19 protein-coding genes and 1 other annotated feature are annotated in these 13,584 nt (G+C 52.0%); of the genes, 10 read left to right on the top strand and 9 right to left on the bottom strand.

Features of this window, described 5'->3' with window-relative positions:
• Positions 1 to 28 precede the first annotated feature (28 nt).
• From tcyP to hxpB, 4 genes are all read right to left on the bottom strand, one after another.
• A complete protein-coding gene (tcyP, locus tag IM282_RS04510; protein WP_192970183.1) occupies positions 29 to 1,420 on the bottom strand; it encodes a cystine/sulfocysteine:cation symporter in 1,392 nt (463 codons plus the stop codon).
• A gap of 127 nt (positions 1,421 to 1,547) precedes the next feature.
• The gene (locus IM282_RS04505) at positions 1,548 to 2,138 is read right to left on the bottom strand and encodes a metal-dependent hydrolase (protein ID WP_015570742.1); all 591 of its coding nucleotides are present in this window, start codon (positions 2,136 to 2,138) and stop codon (positions 1,548 to 1,550) included.
• A 95-nt stretch (positions 2,139 to 2,233) separates the two neighbouring features.
• Positions 2,234 to 2,995 carry a 2-dehydro-3-deoxy-D-gluconate 5-dehydrogenase KduD gene (kduD, locus tag IM282_RS04500; RefSeq protein WP_022647827.1) on the bottom strand — a complete coding sequence of 254 codons (762 nt, stop codon included), beginning with the start codon at positions 2,993 to 2,995 and terminating at the stop codon, positions 2,234 to 2,236.
• 128 nt (positions 2,996 to 3,123) lie between these two features.
• On the bottom strand, positions 3,124 to 3,795 hold the full coding sequence (hxpB, locus tag IM282_RS04495; protein ID WP_022647828.1) for a hexitol phosphatase HxpB: 672 nt from the start codon (positions 3,793 to 3,795) through the stop codon (positions 3,124 to 3,126).
• A 141-nt stretch (positions 3,796 to 3,936) separates the two neighbouring features.
• On the opposite strand from hxpB, the gene IM282_RS04490 reads away from it, so the two are divergent.
• Positions 3,937 to 4,473 (top strand): YniB family protein, encoded by a 537-nt coding sequence (locus IM282_RS04490; protein ID WP_015570741.1) that lies wholly within the window; start codon positions 3,937 to 3,939, stop codon positions 4,471 to 4,473.
• A 32-nt stretch (positions 4,474 to 4,505) separates the two neighbouring features.
• Here the strand turns inward: IM282_RS04490 and IM282_RS04485 are convergent, their stop codons facing one another.
• The 3 genes from IM282_RS04485 to pfkB form a co-directional block, all read right to left on the bottom strand.
• Positions 4,506 to 5,366, bottom strand: a complete 861-nt coding sequence (locus IM282_RS04485) for a fructosamine kinase family protein (RefSeq protein ID WP_048966333.1) — start codon at positions 5,364 to 5,366, stop codon at positions 4,506 to 4,508.
• A gap of 105 nt (positions 5,367 to 5,471) precedes the next feature.
• Positions 5,472 to 5,762 carry a type V toxin-antitoxin system endoribonuclease antitoxin GhoS gene (gene ghoS / locus IM282_RS04480; protein WP_003857822.1) on the bottom strand — a complete coding sequence of 97 codons (291 nt, stop codon included), beginning with the start codon at positions 5,760 to 5,762 and terminating at the stop codon, positions 5,472 to 5,474.
• 91 nt (positions 5,763 to 5,853) lie between these two features.
• Positions 5,854 to 6,786 carry a 6-phosphofructokinase II gene (gene pfkB / locus IM282_RS04475; protein WP_022647831.1) on the bottom strand — a complete coding sequence of 311 codons (933 nt, stop codon included), beginning with the start codon at positions 6,784 to 6,786 and terminating at the stop codon, positions 5,854 to 5,856.
• Positions 6,787 to 6,803: 17 nt separating this feature from the next.
• Here pfkB and IM282_RS04470 point away from each other — a divergent pair, with 17 nt between their 5' ends.
• The 3 genes from IM282_RS04470 (at position 6,804) to IM282_RS04460 (ending at position 8,338) form a co-directional block, all read left to right on the top strand.
• A complete protein-coding gene (locus IM282_RS04470; RefSeq protein WP_165715772.1) occupies positions 6,804 to 7,076 on the top strand; it encodes a hypothetical protein in 273 nt (90 codons plus the stop codon).
• A 5-nt stretch (positions 7,077 to 7,081) separates the two neighbouring features.
• Entirely contained in the window at positions 7,082 to 7,840 is a 759-nt protein-coding gene (locus IM282_RS04465) for a YdiY family protein (RefSeq protein ID WP_022647833.1), read from the top strand.
• A gap of 264 nt (positions 7,841 to 8,104) precedes the next feature.
• Entirely contained in the window at positions 8,105 to 8,338 is a 234-nt protein-coding gene (locus tag IM282_RS04460; RefSeq protein ID WP_032622263.1) for a hypothetical protein, read from the top strand.
• Between the two features lie 149 nt (positions 8,339 to 8,487).
• On the opposite strand, the gene yniD is transcribed toward IM282_RS04460, so the two are convergent.
• Together yniD and yncL are read right to left on the bottom strand one after the other, a co-directional pair.
• Positions 8,488 to 8,595 (bottom strand): small membrane protein YniD, encoded by a 108-nt coding sequence (gene yniD, locus IM282_RS04455; protein WP_003857815.1) that lies wholly within the window; start codon positions 8,593 to 8,595, stop codon positions 8,488 to 8,490.
• Positions 8,596 to 8,693: 98 nt separating this feature from the next.
• Positions 8,694 to 8,786, bottom strand: coding sequence for a stress response membrane protein YncL (yncL, locus tag IM282_RS04450; RefSeq protein ID WP_071785204.1), 93 nt, complete (start codon positions 8,784 to 8,786; stop codon positions 8,694 to 8,696).
• A gap of 323 nt (positions 8,787 to 9,109) precedes the next feature.
• On the opposite strand from yncL, the gene thrS reads away from it, so the two are divergent.
• The 6 genes from thrS (at position 9,110) to pheS (ending at position 13,574) form a co-directional block, all read left to right on the top strand.
• Positions 9,110 to 11,038, top strand: a complete 1,929-nt coding sequence (gene thrS / locus IM282_RS04445; protein WP_006809077.1) for a threonine--tRNA ligase — start codon at positions 9,110 to 9,112, stop codon at positions 11,036 to 11,038.
• A gap of 3 nt (positions 11,039 to 11,041) precedes the next feature.
• Positions 11,042 to 11,584 (top strand): translation initiation factor IF-3, encoded by a 543-nt coding sequence (gene infC, locus IM282_RS04440; RefSeq protein WP_059443439.1) that lies wholly within the window; start codon positions 11,042 to 11,044, stop codon positions 11,582 to 11,584.
• 97 nt (positions 11,585 to 11,681) lie between these two features.
• Positions 11,682 to 11,879 carry a 50S ribosomal protein L35 gene (rpmI, locus tag IM282_RS04435; RefSeq protein WP_001124225.1) on the top strand — a complete coding sequence of 66 codons (198 nt, stop codon included), beginning with the start codon at positions 11,682 to 11,684 and terminating at the stop codon, positions 11,877 to 11,879.
• A 50-nt stretch (positions 11,880 to 11,929) separates the two neighbouring features.
• Positions 11,930 to 12,286 (top strand): 50S ribosomal protein L20, encoded by a 357-nt coding sequence (gene rplT / locus IM282_RS04430; RefSeq protein WP_000124850.1) that lies wholly within the window; start codon positions 11,930 to 11,932, stop codon positions 12,284 to 12,286.
• 117 nt (positions 12,287 to 12,403) lie between these two features.
• Positions 12,404 to 12,528: a sequence feature (Phe leader region), on the top strand.
• Positions 12,409 to 12,453, top strand: a complete 45-nt coding sequence (pheM, locus tag IM282_RS04425; protein ID WP_001386830.1) for a pheST operon leader peptide PheM — start codon at positions 12,409 to 12,411, stop codon at positions 12,451 to 12,453. It overlaps the preceding feature by 45 nt.
• Positions 12,529 to 12,590: 62 nt before the next feature.
• The gene (gene pheS / locus IM282_RS04420) at positions 12,591 to 13,574 is read left to right on the top strand and encodes a phenylalanine--tRNA ligase subunit alpha (protein WP_022647837.1); all 984 of its coding nucleotides are present in this window, start codon (positions 12,591 to 12,593) and stop codon (positions 13,572 to 13,574) included.
• The last annotated feature ends 10 nt before the right edge of the window (positions 13,575 to 13,584 follow it).

Genomic DNA, 13,584 nt, shown 5'->3' with positions numbered 1-13,584 from the left:
GATGGCGGTTTTTTTATTTCAGCAGTGATTAACGATGTGCCAGTTCGGCATCATCATCACTGTCGAGAATCGTTTTGTCGGTCTGCTTCAGCCACTGGCTGGTCAGGGTACCGGCGGTCATTGAACCACTCACGTTCAACGCGGTACGACCCATATCGATCAGTGGTTCAACAGAGATCAGCAGGGCAACCAGCGTTACCGGTAGCCCCAGCGCAGGCAGAACGATCAGCGCAGCGAAGGTCGCGCCGCCGCCCACGCCCGCAACACCGGCGGAGCTAATGGTCACGATACCGACCAGCGTCGCAATCCAGACCGGATCCAGCGGGTTAATACCCACGGTTGGGGCAACCATCACGGCCAGCATCGCCGGGTAGAGACCCGCACAGCCGTTCTGCCCGATGGTGGCGCCAAAGGAGGCCGAGAAGCTGGCGATAGACTCGGGTACGCCCAGACGACGTGTCTGTGCTTCCACGTTCAGCGGAATCGATGCCGCGCTGGAACGGCTGGTGAAGGCGAAGGTCAGCACCGGCCAGACTTTGCGGAAATATTTCAGCGGGCCAACGCCGTTCACCGCCAGCAGGATGCCGTGCACAACAAACATGATGCCCAGACCGAGGTACGAGGCAATCACAAAGCTGCCAAGCTTGATGATGTCTTGCAGGTTAGAACCTGCCACGACTTTGGTCATCAGCGCCAGGACACCGTACGGCGTCAGCTGCATGACCAGACGCACCAGCTTCATTACCCAGCTTTGCAGGGTATCGATGGCAGTCAGAACCCGCTCGCCTTTCGGCGCATCGTCCTTCAGCAGCTTCAGCGCAGCCACGCCCAGGAACGCAGCGAAGATCACTACGCTGATAATGGAGGTTGGGCTTGCACCGGTCAGGTCAGCAAACGGGTTTTTCGGAATGAAGGAGAGCACCATCTGCGGAACGGTCAGATCGGCCACTTTACCCACGTAGTTGGTCTCAATCGCCGTCAGACGCGCGGTTTCAGCGCTACCCTGCACCAGACCTTCAGCAGTCAGGCCAAACAGATTGGTAACCAGCACACCCACCAGCGCCGCAATCAGCGTGGTGAAGAGAAGGGTGCCAATGGTCAGGAAACTGATTTTACCCAGTTGAGAAGCATTATGCAGGCGGGCTACGGCGCTCAGAATTGAGGCGAATACCAGCGGCATAACGATCATTTGCAGCAGCTGTACATAGCCGTTACCGACAATGTTGAACCACTGAATGGAATCTTTCAGTACCGGGCTGTCGGAGCCGTAAATAGCGTGTAAGGCCAGGCCAAACACCACGCCCATGACCAGACCAACCAGTACCTTTTTCGCCAGGCTCCACTGTTTGTGGCGAGCCTGGGCGAGAAGCAATAGCAATACGACGAACACAACAATGTTCGCGATGAGTGGAAAATTCATCCCCGTTCTCCTGATTTATTATATGGTCGGTTTTTACCGAACCTGTTGGCGCAAGGTTATCAGAAGTGTGATGTGGCGCTTATATCCATATGGAATGGTTTATGACAAAAGTGATTATATTGTCGGTTTAATGTTCAATTTGGTGATTAATAAAACGATTGAACTGAAATTGCAGTGAGTTGATCATCTGCGATGACCAGCGCACTGCACCATTTTCGGGCAATGTCTGCGGCATCCAGACGGCATAGGCAAACAGCGCCATGCACAGAACGCGCTCCAGCTGGTTGCCTTTTTGCGGCACGAGGATTGGCAGGCGGAAACGCCAGCGGCAGGGCCAGAGCAGCGGAACGCCCGCTGGCGTCAGCATATCGGCGAGGATATGGCTTAAGTAGCCGAGCACCATGCCCTGAATGGCATCCGCCGGGACTATCCAACTCTCGGGAACCTTCAAATAGAAGAGTGTAAGCAGGCCAAATACGGCCAGCAGGCTGTGGGTAAACCCGCGATGACCAAAGGCTCTGGCGATGGGTTTTGAAATCCACTTCAGCCGCTGACCAAGGAATGATTTTGGATGATCGATGTCCGGCAGCAGGCAGGTCAGCACGGCAGAAGGGACAATATGCCACCAGTCCCCCTGGGCCAGCACAGGGGTCAGTTCAGCGTTTTTAGCAAACACTGCACAGGCAAGTGAAAAAAGCAGGTGGCCTTCCGCCGTCATGATAAAACCCGGTAAACTGTCAATCCATACAGTATAGGGTTTTTATACAGTGTGTGAAAGAGGTGACGGTGTAACTCTTTGTCACAAACCGGCGGTTAGCGCGCCAGCCAGCCACCGTCTACGGCAAGGGTATGGCCGTTAACGTAATCCGACGCCGCCGAGGCCAGAAACACCACCGGACCCTGTAAATCCTCCGGAAGTCCCCAGCGGCCCGCCGGAATACGGTCGAGGATCGCCTGGCTGCGCTGCTCATCATCGCGAAGTTGTTGGGTGTTATTTGTCGCCATATAACCCGGCGCGATAGCGTTCACGTTAATACCTAGCGGCGCCCATTCGTTTGCCAGCAGGCGGGTGAGCCCGAGGACGCCGCTTTTCGAAGCCGTATAGGACGGCACCCGAATGCCGCCCTGGAAGGAGAGCATGGAGGCAATGTTAATAATCTTGCCGCCCTGACCCTGCACGATAAACTGTTTCGCTACTGCCTGAGAGAGGAAAAAGACCGATTTCAGATTGAGATCGATGACCTCGTCCCAGTCCTTCTCGCTAAATTCCAGCGCATCGCACCGACGAATGGTGCCGGCATTGTTAACCAGAATATCGATGCGGCCCATCTCTGTGATGGCGGTATCCACGACGCTCTGAATACTCTCATGCTTGCCGAGATCGGCGCGAATTGCGATAAAGCGCCGTCCCAGCGCCGTGACGCGCGCTGCCGTTTCGTCAGGAACCTTGCGGTTTACCCCCACGATATCGCATCCTGCCTGGGCGAGGGCAATCGCCATGCCTTGCCCCAGACCGGTATCGCACCCGGTCACCATCGCCACTTTTCCTGCCAGAGTAAAAGCATCCAGTATCATACGCGCCTCAGAAGTCAGGTTATTGTCATTCTGCACGTAAGGATAGGAGTCTGGAATAAGAAAAGCAAATAAAGTAAAACGTTGTTTTGATTTTGTGATACAGGCAGCCGAAGCTGCCTGAAAGAGCGTTACTCTCCGCGCAGATGGCGGGCAGTCAATTCTTCAAGAGACGTCAGCCTGACATCCGCGAGGGCAAAGCGGGGATCGTGTCGGCCTTCTTCAGCCGGCACAACGATGGAGCGCATACGTGCGGCTTTGGACGCCACCATGCCGTTAACCGAATCTTCCAGCGCCACACAGGTAAGCGGATCCAGCCCCAGTTTCGCGGCGCAGTCCATATACACCTGCGGATGTGGCTTGCTGTAAGGAAGCTTTTCGGCCGAGGCCAGCGCGTCGAAGCTGTCGCGCAGCCCGAACATCGTCAGCACTTTTTCCAGCATATGCAGAGGTGAGGCAGAGGCAAGCCCCACTTTCAGCCCTTGCGCCTTGCACAGGGCGATAGCGTCGCGTACGCCCGGTAACAGAGGCTTATTCTCTTCAACAAGGGAGATAGCACGGTTGATAATGCGCGCCGTAACTTCGTCGCGATCCGGGCCAACCCATGGCTGGTGGGCATACCAAAGGTCAACCACCATATCGATGCGCAGCCCCAGGGTATCGGGAAGCTCATTACGACGACTGATATCGACGCCGAGGCTGGCCATCACGTCCAGTTCAGCCCGATCCCACAGGGGTTCGGAATCAATCAACAATCCATCCATGTCAAAAATAGCGGCAAGTATCTGGCGCGGTGTCGACATTACAACATCTCCTTATCTTGGGGGTAAGACGAACGGTGCTAAGCACAAGCAATTTAGCATATTGCATTCAAAGATCGGGCGAAAATGACCGACAGCAGGTAGACTTAGGCACAAATAACGCGTCTTTATGAAGAGGAACTAATGACGTATCAACAAGCTGGACGCATCGCAGTCTTAAAACGTATTGCTGGTTGGGTTATTTTCATTCCCGCCCTGATTTCAACGCTGATCTCCGTACTTAAATTTATGTACGATCACAGCGAAAAACAGCCGGGCATTAATGCCGTCATGCTCGATTTTGCTCACGTCATGATTGAGATGATGCGGTTTAACACCCCATTCCTGAACGTCTTCTGGTTCAACTCGCCCACCCCGGATTTTCACCACCAGCTGAATGTCGGGTTCTGGATAATCTATGCGTTGATCTTTATCGCGATGGCGTTGCAGGCCTCCGGCGCACGCATGAGCCGCCAGACCCGCTTTTTACGCGAAGGGGTAGAAGATCAGCTGATACTTGAGAAGGCGAAAGGCCCTGACGGGATGAGCCGCGAGCAGATCGAATCGCGCATTGTCGTTCCGCGTCATACCATTTTTGTGCAGTTTTTCCCGCTCTATATCCTGCCGGTTATTATCATTGTGGCCGGGTATTTCTTCTTTACGCTGCTCGGCTTCCTGTAATGTCAAAGGGGGCGAATTGCCGCCCCCTCCCGCTATGCCGCCAGGATACGGTCCAGCGCCCGCTGGGCATTCAAAAGATGACTCCCGCCAAACAAAATCGCCCGGTTTAGCAAGGTGTACAGCTGATAAACCGGCTGACGTTCAAGGAAACCCGCAGGTAACGGCGAGACAGACTGATAGCCATCATAAATTTGCGGCGGCTGTTCAGGGTGCAACGGCAGCATCGCGAGGTCACATTCTCTGTCGCCCCAGTAGCAGGCCGGGTCAAATATATAGGGACCATCAGGCCCAAGCGCGCAGTTGTTCGACCATAAATCACCGTGCAGAAGGGAAGCCTGAGGCTGATGCGAAGCCAGACGCTGCTGAATGTGTTCAACAATCGCGTCGATGTTGCCGAACGCTAGTCCCTTTTCAGCGGCCAGCTCCAGCTGCCAGCCTATGCGCTGCTCGGCGAAAAAAGTCGACCAGCGGCGTTGCCACGCGTTTGGCTGTGGGGTGGTAGAGAGGTCGTTATCGAAATCGAGCCCAAACTGAGGTTGATCGCTCCACTGGTGCAAACGGGCGATCTGTTGGCCGAGAATAAAGGCGTTGTGCGCATCCAGAGGGCGCGCCGGAAGATAGTTCATCACCAGAAAGCTGTAGTCACGATCGCTGCCAACGGCTAAAACCTGTGGAACGTTGACTGTTTTACTGCGCGATAACAACTCAAGCTGATCGGCTTCGGCCGTAAAAATGGGGAGCAATTCGCGCTCATCACATTTCACGAAGAGATCGCGCCCGGCGTAACGTAAATGCCATGCGGCATGGATCTCTCCGCCTGGCAGTTCGTTACGCAGTTCAATTTCACCTTCACCCAGCTGCTCACTTAAAAGATGACTGATAGCCTGCCACATGATGTCTCTCCCATGTTGTCTGCCAGATCATAAAGTTAGCGCAAAACGGCTATAAAAAAACAGGAACTAACGCACAACTGAGCGGTTTAATTTTGTACAGGGCACTTATTGTTCTTTTTTATGCCAGTTTTCCCAGCTATCCACATCAATTTCCGTGGCTTTGTCAGTCACGCTTTCCACCAGGCTACTGGCCAGCGCCTTCACCTCCTCCTGACTCAGCGGGCTTATCAGGCCAAAGGCCAGCGAGCCGAGATCGTGAATATTGCCCTCATCGTCCGTCAGCGTGAGCAGAAAATTCGCCCGCGTGAAAGCGTTGTTGAGTTCATTCAGTTCGGTCAGCGATGCTTCATGAATATTGACGGTTACGACGTAGCGGGTGATATCACCACTGCTCATAATTCACCTCGTTGTTATCCTGAAAGTTTTCTTAGCATAGTCGATAAGCCATATTTGGCGACTTCCCCCTCCACGGGAAGGGGAAGCACGTTCAGCTTCTCGCCAGGTAATCGACAATTTTCTGAGTATCCGCAAGCGAACACAGACGGGTTCCCTGATTGATGGTGGCAGCGCTCCCTGCCGCGACGCCATAGCGTGCCATCTCCAGAAGCGAAGCGCCCTGCGCCAGCTTCAGCACCATCGCGCCAACCATACTGTCACCGGCACCCACGGTACTCTGACTTTTCATCGGCGGTGGAACAACCTGCACGCAGCCCGTCTTGTCGACGGCCAGCGCACCCTGAGGACCGAGAGAGACTACAACGCGATGCGCTTTGCCCGTGCGTACCAGCTCTTCTGCGGCAGTACGCACGTCATCAGGCTGGTTGAGCTCGCGATTGACAAGCGCACTGAGCTCTTTCTGGTTAGGTTTGACAAGTTCAAGTTGTCCGGGCTCTAACGCCGCCTTCAGGGCATCGCCTGAGCTATCGACAATGCAGCGGATGCCGCGCTGGAGCACCGCCTGAACCAGTGCCGTCAGCTTTTCTGTTTTGACGCCCGGCGGCAGGCTACCGCTGATCACCAGCAATGAGCCGCTTTCAATGGTCAGCACTTTCTCTTCCAGTTGACGAAACTCATCATCGCTCAACTTCGCCCCTGGCATCACAAAACGATATTGCTCGCCGCTGGATTCAACATGGACATGCAGGTTTTGCCGGGTCCAGTCTCTGGCGTCAACGGTATCTACGGCAACCTGTTCATCTGCCAGCAACGCAACCAGATGCTCACCCGTGGCGCCGCCAGCGGGGAAGATGGCGGTTGCTTTTCCGCCGAGATGGGTAATTGCGCGCGCCACGTTAATGCCGCCGCCGCCCGGCTCAAACACCGGCGCGCTACAGCGCAGCTTACCTTCCGGATAGATTTGCGGCGTCATGGTCGCAGAGTCGAGGGAAGGGGAGAGCGTCAGCGTGTAAATCGAAGCCATCATGACCTCCTTTTATCATGGGTTATTTTAAGCCTGGCACCGTTTGGCAGGAAGGCAACGTAAATAACAGTATGATTTTAAAAATGAATGCTGACAAAAAACCTTGGCCGGGTATATACATTAAATCGCGTTTTGGGATCGTTCTTATTCAAAAAATGAAAGAAGAAATTATTGCTATGTTATTTGCGGCTTTTTATAATTTGTTACCTTTCTATGGTCGCTTTGTCATTGATCCGCAAGAAAGTTTCCGAGACCGTGACGGTCTCTTTTTATGTTGTACGGACTCCTAAAATAAATGAAGCTTTTGAAGACAGTACCCGCAGCACTGATGCTGGCGGGTGGCGTATTTGCGTCACTGAATGCAACCGCCGATGATACCGTTTTTACTGTCATGGACGATCCCTCCACTGCCAAAAAACCCTTTGAAGGTAACGTGAATGCCGGGTATCTGGCGCAATCCGGTAACACGAAAAGCTCCTCCATGACCGCAGACAGCACCCTGACCTGGTACGGCAACACCACGGCCTGGTCGCTGTGGGGCAATGCCAGCAACACATCTGCTAACGATGAACGCTCCTCTGAGAAATACGCGGTAGGTGGGCGTAGCCGTTACAACATGACAGATTATGACTACCTGTTTGGGCAGGCGAGTTGGCTTACTGACCGCTACAATGGCTATCGCCAGCGCGATGTCATGACTGCGGGTTATGGTCGTCAGTTCCTGAATGGACCAGTACACAGCCTCCGTTTTGAATTCGGTCCGGGTGTCCGTTACGACGAGTACACCAACGGCGAAGATGAAACCCAGCCGCTGGGTTATGCATCGGGCACCTACGCATGGCAAATGACTGACAACGCGAAATTCACCCAGGGTGTGTCGGTGTTTGGTGCTGAAGATACAACGCTGAACTCTGAAAGTGCGTTGAATGTGGCTATCAACGAACACTTTGGACTCAAGGTGGCGTACAACGTAACCTGGAACTCATCACCGCCTGATTCCGCGCCGGAACATACCGATCGCCGAACCACGATTTCTTTAGGTTATAAAATGTAATTTCTTCGGGCCGGGACTATTCTCGGCCTGTTTTTTATTTTTTGAAACTGTGCTTATTTATATTAAACGGCGTTTTGAAATAATAGGCATGCTTTCGTCTTCATAATTTCTCCATAATTAGGCGACCAGGCCTTATTCAGTTTATTTGACACGATTTGATAAATAATTTGACTAGGCAAAAGTGTGATCCAGATCTACACTTACGGCACAGGCAAAAAACTCGCCTCAGGCATTTCTGCATTAATTAAGTATGAGAACAGAATTATGAAAAAAATCAAAACCGCTACAGCAGCAATGGTGCTTTCCGCACTTTCATTTGGCGTATTTGCTGCTGATAATATGACGCAACCTGCCAGTGACGTTAACAGCCCAGTCGGGATCGCTAAAGCCTCTGATGTTGAAGCAGGCTCCAACATTGCCCCTGGCTCCCAGTCTACCGGCCAGTCAATGAATGATGCATTTGATGTACACAAGCTGGTGGCGGGTGAGTGGTCCTGATATTTCAACTGCCACATGTGATGGAATATATACGCTGTCACAGCCTGGCGAAAACCGGATTATGACGTACCGGTTTTGGACCATAAATTATCGTAAAGATAGTTAAGATTTATTCAGTAAATTCACGGCACGTCTTCGCTGACATAATATTAGCCCCAGATCATCGCGGCCCAGCGCAGCAGCAACATCGCGCCGCAAATAGCGATTAACACCACGACCATTTTCCAGTGCTTAACGGCAAATCTTTTTGTTGGCATAACCCAATCCTTGTCAGTTGATACCCTTAGTCTACCAAAGTCTGTGCCAGAAAGCGCTTTACCCGGGACAACAGGTTATGCCAGAACAGCGGTTCGGCTTAAAACCAGTGGAATCTGTCGGCCAGTATCAATACCAGACCAGCAGCGGAAAGTAGATTCAATATCACAACGGTTCTGCTCGATACATTCATGTGATACCCCTTCGATGTTTAAGGACCAGATCAAGAATAGCTCAGCACTTTCGGATTGCGAGCCCCCGTCAACAAAAGTTCATGAACGCAGACATAAGGATGAGCGGTTCAAATCGGTCGCGGGAAGGTGCATTCGCCCTGTTAATAGTGTTACCATTACGCTGCTTGCCGTAAATCCGCATTTATCTGAATCGGCAGGTGCATGATGACGAACCAATTTGACGATTGTTGGTCAGATGGTTTCGTAATCTACTGTTTAATCACGATTATTTTCTTTGTATATGCTCTTATGTGTGGGGCATCACTGCAAATAAGGATATAAAATGCCTGTAATTACTCTTCCTGATGGCAGCCAACGCCATTTCGACCACGCTGTAAGCCCAATGGATGTTGCCCTGGATATCGGTCCTGGACTCGCAAAAGCAACCATTGCAGGCCGCGTAAACGGTGAACTGGTAGACGCGTCCGATCTGATTGAAAGCGATGCAACGCTTGCGATCATCACCGCGAAAGACGAAGAAGGTCTGGAGATCATTCGTCACTCCTGTGCGCACCTGTTAGGTCATGCTATTAAGCAGCTGTGGCCCAACACCAAAATGGCGATCGGCCCGGTTATCGACAACGGCTTCTACTACGACGTTGACCTTGACCACACACTGACACAGGAAGATATCGACGCGCTCGAAAAACGTATGCATGAGCTCGCCGAAACGAACTATGACGTCATCAAGAAGAAAGTCAGCTGGCATGAAGCGCGTGAAACCTTCGTGAAGCGCGGCGAGAGCTATAAAGTCTCGATTCTTGATGAAAACATCGCTCATGATGACAAGCCTGGCTTGTACCATCACGAAGAATATGTCGACATGTGCCGTGGACCGCACGTGCCGAATATGCGCTTCTGTCATCACTTCAAACTGATGAAAATCGCAGGCGCCTACTGGCGTGGCGACAGCAACAATAAAATGTTGCAGCGTATCTATGGTACCGCATGGGCCGATAAGAAAGCCCTGAACGCGTACCTGCAACGCCTGGAAGAGGCGGCTAAGCGTGACCACCGTAAAATCGGTAAGCAGCTTGACCTGTATCATATGCAGGAAGAAGCGCCGGGGATGGTGTTCTGGCATAACGACGGCTGGACAATCTTCCGTGAACTGGAAACGTTCGTGCGCTCCAAGCTGAAAGAGTACCAGTATCAGGAAGTGAAAGGCCCGTTCATGATGGACCGTGTGCTGTGGGAAAAAACCGGCCACTGGGACAACTACAAAGATGCGATGTTCACCACTTCGTCTGAGAACCGTGAATACTGCATTAAGCCAATGAACTGTCCGGGCCACGTTCAGATCTTCAACCAGGGTCTGAAATCCTACCGCGATCTGCCGCTGCGTATGGCGGAGTTCGGTAGCTGCCACCGTAACGAGCCATCAGGTGCGCTGCACGGTCTGATGCGTGTTCGTGGCTTTACTCAGGATGATGCGCATATCTTCTGTACTGAAGATCAGGTACGTGATGAAGTTAACGCCTGTATTCGTATGGTCTACGATATGTACAGCACCTTTGGCTTCGAGAAGATCGTGGTCAAACTCTCAACGCGTCCGGAAAAACGTATCGGTAGCGATGAGACATGGGATCGCGCAGAGGCGGATCTCGCCGTGGCGCTGGAAGAGAACGGTATTCCGTTCGAATACCAGCTGGGCGAGGGCGCATTCTACGGTCCAAAAATTGAATTTACCCTGTATGACTGCCTCGATCGCGCATGGCAGTGCGGAACGGTACAGCTGGACTTCTCCCTGCCGCAGCGTTTAAGCGCCTCTTATGTTGGCGAAGACAACGAGCGTCAGGTGCCGGTTATGATTCACCGTGCGATTCTCGGTTCACTGGAGCGCTTCATCGGCATCCTGACTGAAGAGTTCGCGGGCTTCTTCCCAACCTGGCTTGCGCCAGTGCAGGTAGTTGTGATGAACATTACCGATTCTCAGGCGGATTACGTTAAAGAATTGACGCAGAAACTACAAAATGCGGGCATTCGCGTAAAAGCAGACTTGAGAAATGAGAAGATTGGCTTTAAAATCCGCGAGCACACTTTACGTCGTGTCCCGTATATGTTGGTCTGTGGTGATAAAGAGGTGGAAGCAGGCAAAGTTGCCGTTCGCACCCGCCGTGGTAAAGACCTGGGGAGCCTGGACGTAAGTGAAGTGATTGAGAAGCTGCAACAAGAGATTCGCAGCCGCAGTCTTCAACAACTGGAGGAATAAGGTATTAAAGGCGGAAAACGAGTTCAAACGGCACGTCCGAATCGTATCAATGGCGAGATTCGCGCCCAGGAAGTTCGCTTAACAGATCTTGAAGGTGAACCACTGGGGATTGTGAGTCTGAGAGAAGCGATCGAAAAAGCTGAAGAAGCTGGAGTAGATTTAGTTGAAATCAGCCCTAACGCCGAACCGCCAGTTTGTCGTATTATGGACTACGGCAAGTTCCTTTATGAAAAGAGTAAATCTTCTAAGGAACAGAAGAAGAAGCAAAAAGTTATCCAGGTTAAGGAAATCAAATTCCGTCCTGGTACCGACGATGGCGATTATCAGGTAAAACTCCGCAGCCTGATTCGCTTTCTGGAAGATGGCGATAAGGCCAAGATCACGCTGCGTTTCCGCGGTCGTGAGATGGCCCACCAACAGATTGGTATGGAAGTGCTTAACCGCGTCCGTGAAGATCTGAGTGAACTGGCAGTAGTCGAATCCTTCCCAACGAAGATCGAAGGCCGCCAGATGATCATGGTGCTCGCTCCTAAGAAGAAACAGTAAGGCCTTCAAGCAGCAAAATCTGTGGAGCCTTTGGGCCCCATAGGTTTTGTTCGCCTATGTTTCGTTTATTTAACAATGCGAAGTGGAAGTTATTAAAATGCCAAAAATTAAGACCGTACGCGGTGCTGCTAAGCGCTTCAAAAAAACCGGTAAAGGTGGTTTTAAGCACAAGCACGCTAACCTGCGTCACATTCTGACTAAGAAAGCTACCAAGCGTAAACGTCACCTGCGTCCAAAAGCCATGGTTTCTAAAGGCGATCTGGGCCTGGTCATCGCGTGCCTGCCGTACGCATAAGTCGTTAACGTTTAACTTTTTTAACTTAGAATAGATACAGGAGAGCACACATGGCTCGCGTAAAACGTGGTGTAATTGCACGTGCACGTCACAAGAAAATTTTGAAACAAGCTAAAGGCTACTACGGTGCGCGTTCACGCGTATACCGCGTTGCCTTCCAGGCTGTTATCAAAGCAGGTCAGTACGCTTACCGTGACCGTCGTCAGCGTAAGCGTCAGTTCCGTCAACTGTGGATTGCGCGTATCAACGCAGCAGCACGTCAGAACGGTATTTCTTACAGCAAATTCATCAACGGCCTAAAAAAAGCCTCTGTTGAAATCGACCGTAAGATCCTGGCTGACATCGCAGTATTCGACAAAGTAGCGTTCACCGCTCTGGTCGAAAAAGCGAAAGCAGCACTGGCATAAGCCAGTTGAAAGAGGGGGCTTTGCTCCCTCTTTTCATATCGCCTTATCAGAAGATTGACATTTACCCGTCCAGGCTTTTCAATAAGGTCTTAACGGTTTTTACCCTACAAGGTAACGCAAGCATGAATGCTGCTATTTTCCGCTTCTTCTTTTACTTTAGCACCTGACTTCAGGAGGCTAGCGCGTGAAAGATGAAACGAAAAACAGCGCCAGATAAGCCTCCCGATGGAGGCTTTTTTTGTGCCTGAATTTGAGAGATTACGTCCAACAATTCGGTGTCTGCACCGACATAATGAGGAAAACCATGTCACATCTCGCAGAGCTGGTTGCCAGTGCAACGGCCGCCATTAACCAGGCCTCAGATGTTGCCGCGTTAGACAATGTCCGCGTCGAATATCTGGGCAAGAAAGGGCATCTGACCCTTCAGATGACTACCCTGCGTGAACTGCCAGCAGAGGAGCGCCCGGCAGCAGGTGCAGTGATTAACGAAGCCAAAGAGCAGGTACAACAGGCGCTGAACGCACGTAAAGCCGAGCTGGAAAGTGCAGTACTGAATGCGCGTCTGGCGGCAGAAACGATTGACGTTTCTCTGCCGGGTCGCCGTATCGAAAACGGCGGTCTGCATCCGGTTACCCGTACTATCGATCGAATTGAAAGTTTCTTCGGTGAGCTCGGCTTTACCGTGGCGACTGGCCCGGAAATTGAAGATGACTACCACAACTTCGATGCCCTTAACATTCCTGGCCATCATCCGGCACGCGCTGACCACGACACTTTCTGGTTTGACGCCACCCGTCTGCTGCGTACTCAGACATCTGGCGTTCAGATCCGTACCATGAAGGAGCAGGCTCCACCGATCCGCATCATCGCGCCGGGTCGCGTATACCGTAACGACTACGATCAGACCCACACCCCAATGTTCCACCAGATGGAAGGTCTGATTGTTGATAAAAACATCAGCTTCACCAACCTGAAAGGCACACTGCACGATTTCCTGAACAACTTCTTTGAGGAAGATTTGCAGGTTCGTTTCCGTCCGTCCTACTTCCCGTTCACTGAACCTTCTGCGGAAGTTGACGTGATGGGTAAAAACGGTAAATGGCTGGAAGTGCTGGGCTGCGGCATGGTGCATCCAAACGTACTGCGCAACGTAGGTATCGATCCGGAAGTATACTCCGGCTTTGCGTTCGGTATGGGCATGGAGCGTCTTACCATGCTGCGCTACGGCGTAACCGACTTACGTGCGTTCTTCGAAAACGATCTGCGTTTCCTCAAACAGTTTAAATAAGGGCAGGAAA

It is taken from the genome of Enterobacter cloacae complex sp. P29RS, assembly GCF_014893445.1.
GTDB lineage: Bacteria > Pseudomonadota > Gammaproteobacteria > Enterobacterales > Enterobacteriaceae > Enterobacter > Enterobacter intestinihominis.
The sequence above is the reverse complement of the archived record's forward strand: the minus strand, read 5'-3'. Positions and strand labels throughout refer to the sequence as shown.

What these genes read in the sequence shown, in the direction of transcription:
- rplT (WP_000124850.1), top strand. Translation starts at nt 11,930, where the DNA reads ATGGCTCGCGTAAAACGTGGTGTAATTGCACGTGCACGTCACAAGAAA.
- IM282_RS04505 (WP_015570742.1), bottom strand. Translation starts at nt 2,138, where the DNA reads ATGACGGCGGAAGGCCACCTGCTTTTTTCACTTGCCTGTGCAGTGTTT.
- yncL (WP_071785204.1), bottom strand. Translation starts at nt 8,786, where the DNA reads ATGAATGTATCGAGCAGAACCGTTGTGATATTGAATCTACTTTCCGCT.
- IM282_RS04465 (WP_022647833.1), top strand. Translation starts at nt 7,082, where the DNA reads ATGAAGCTTTTGAAGACAGTACCCGCAGCACTGATGCTGGCGGGTGGC.
- kduD (WP_022647827.1), bottom strand. Translation starts at nt 2,995, where the DNA reads ATGATACTGGATGCTTTTACTCTGGCAGGAAAAGTGGCGATGGTGACC.
- tcyP (WP_192970183.1), bottom strand. Translation starts at nt 1,420, where the DNA reads ATGAATTTTCCACTCATCGCGAACATTGTTGTGTTCGTCGTATTGCTA.
- IM282_RS04485 (WP_048966333.1), bottom strand. Translation starts at nt 5,366, where the DNA reads ATGTGGCAGGCTATCAGTCATCTTTTAAGTGAGCAGCTGGGTGAAGGT.
- yniD (WP_003857815.1), bottom strand. Translation starts at nt 8,595, where the DNA reads ATGCCAACAAAAAGATTTGCCGTTAAGCACTGGAAAATGGTCGTGGTG.
- rpmI (WP_001124225.1), top strand. Translation starts at nt 11,682, where the DNA reads ATGCCAAAAATTAAGACCGTACGCGGTGCTGCTAAGCGCTTCAAAAAA.
- hxpB (WP_022647828.1), bottom strand. Translation starts at nt 3,795, where the DNA reads ATGTCGACACCGCGCCAGATACTTGCCGCTATTTTTGACATGGATGGA.
- ghoS (WP_003857822.1), bottom strand. Translation starts at nt 5,762, where the DNA reads ATGAGCAGTGGTGATATCACCCGCTACGTCGTAACCGTCAATATTCAT.
- pfkB (WP_022647831.1), bottom strand. Translation starts at nt 6,786, where the DNA reads ATGGCTTCGATTTACACGCTGACGCTCTCCCCTTCCCTCGACTCTGCG.
- pheS (WP_022647837.1), top strand. Translation starts at nt 12,591, where the DNA reads ATGTCACATCTCGCAGAGCTGGTTGCCAGTGCAACGGCCGCCATTAAC.
- IM282_RS04490 (WP_015570741.1), top strand. Translation starts at nt 3,937, where the DNA reads ATGACGTATCAACAAGCTGGACGCATCGCAGTCTTAAAACGTATTGCT.
- thrS (WP_006809077.1), top strand. Translation starts at nt 9,110, where the DNA reads ATGCCTGTAATTACTCTTCCTGATGGCAGCCAACGCCATTTCGACCAC.
- IM282_RS04460 (WP_032622263.1), top strand. Translation starts at nt 8,105, where the DNA reads ATGAAAAAAATCAAAACCGCTACAGCAGCAATGGTGCTTTCCGCACTT.
- IM282_RS04470 (WP_165715772.1), top strand. Translation starts at nt 6,804, where the DNA reads ATGGGTTATTTTAAGCCTGGCACCGTTTGGCAGGAAGGCAACGTAAAT.